Here is a 1,565-nt window from a genome sequence, read left to right on the forward strand (position 1 = left end):
GTCCTGCACCTCCTCCGGGGACACCGGCCCGTCGCCCAGCAGCAGATCGAGCAGCCGTCCGCGCCGCCGCTCCAACTCGTCCGCGCTGCTTGAGCGTGCGTCCGCGTAACCGGCGGCGGCGGCCTCCGCGACCTCGTGCACGGTCCGGAACGCCAGCTCGCCGAGCGCGGCCACCACCTGCGAGTCCAGGCCGAGTTCCTCCACCGTCCGCCCCATCAGCCGCCAGGCGTGCAGCCCGCCGACCCGTAACGCGGACTGCACCGAGTCCAGGCTGCGGCCCTCCAACGCCACACCACGCCCGATCTCGTAGTACGTCGTGGCCATCGCGGCCCGCTGATCTCTCGGGTCCGCGATGTGGTCGATGAACAGGCTGAGCGCCTGCACCACACCGGCCCGCAGGTTCTCGCGGTAGACGGCACCGGACGGCAGCCCGTACTCGGGCACCTGTCTGCGGACCTCTTCCTCCACCTCGTCGGCTACGCGCGGCAGTTGGGCGCGCAGCAGCTCGGCCAGGTCGGGCGGGACCGAGGCGGCGGTGGGATCGACGGGCACGCCGCGCGGGGTGGGGACGGCCACGACGGACACTCCTTTCCCCCGGAGGCGGCTCGCCCACGGACCGTTGCCCGTGGGACGAGGGGGACGTCCCGTGTTGGACGGCCGCCCCCTGCGCTCCGTTCCGTGCCCCGGCTGCACCGACATCACTCCGGTAGCCCCAGCGCGGCGGCGAGCATCGGCCACGAGGCGGTGAACTCCCCTTTCCAGTAGGCCCAGCTGTGTCCTCCGCCCGGATAGAAGTGGGTGGTGACCGGAATGCCCAGGAGCGCGAGGACACCGGTGAAACTGTGCGCGGAGGGCCACAGCAGACTCTCCAGCGCCTCGGGCAGCCAGTCGCCCGAACCCCCGGCCACACCACTGCCGTTGGACACGTACAGCGGTGTGCCGCGCAGCCCGCCGGCCCGGGCGCGCGGATTGAAGGCCCGCCAAGTGAGCCCGTCCAGCAGGGGATTGCCCCACAGCGTGCGCGGCGCCAGGTTCTCGCGGGCCACGATGGCGTCCACCAGGGAGGGCACTCCGGGGGCGGTGGTGTCGAGGATCCCGCTGTAGGACGCGGCGGCGGTGAACGCGCCCGGGTGGCGGGCCGCGTGCGCCATCGCGCCGTAGCCGCCGGTGGACACCCCGGCGACCGCGCGCACGCCGGACGCGCGGTAGTCACGGGCCAACAGCGCCGGAACCTCCAGGAGTTGGAAGGTCTCGTAGTCGGGGCCCTCGCGCCAGGCGCTGGGGATACCGGTGGGGCCCGCGTCCGGCATCGCGACGATCAGCTCGCGGCCCTCGGTGAAGGCCTCGATGTCCGTCTCCCGGGTCCAGGACGTGTAGTCGTCGTGCGCGCCGTGCAGCAGATACAGCACGGGATACGTCCGACCGGGCTGCGCGGCGAAGTCCGACGGCAGGATCAGCCGCACCGGCGCACTGCGGCCCAGCGCGGCCGAGGACACCGACAAGTCGATGGTGCGCGCCGAGACCTGAGTCGCGGCCCGGGCACGGCCCACGTCGGCCGTGGCACC

At 73.3% G+C, this 1,565-nt stretch carries 1 protein-coding gene and 1 pseudogene; both read right to left on the minus strand.

The window, feature by feature from the left end:
- Positions 1-576, minus strand: a pseudogene (locus R6V09_RS52755) (PucR family transcriptional regulator); the annotation flags it as partial.
- A gap of 122 nt (positions 577-698) precedes the next feature.
- Positions 699-1,565 (minus strand): alpha/beta hydrolase (locus tag R6V09_RS52760; protein WP_317888497.1); only part of this gene is annotated, 867 nt, incomplete at its 5' end.

The organism is Streptomyces sp. W16, from assembly GCF_033194735.1.
Classification (GTDB): Bacteria; Actinomycetota; Actinomycetes; order Streptomycetales; family Streptomycetaceae; genus Streptomyces.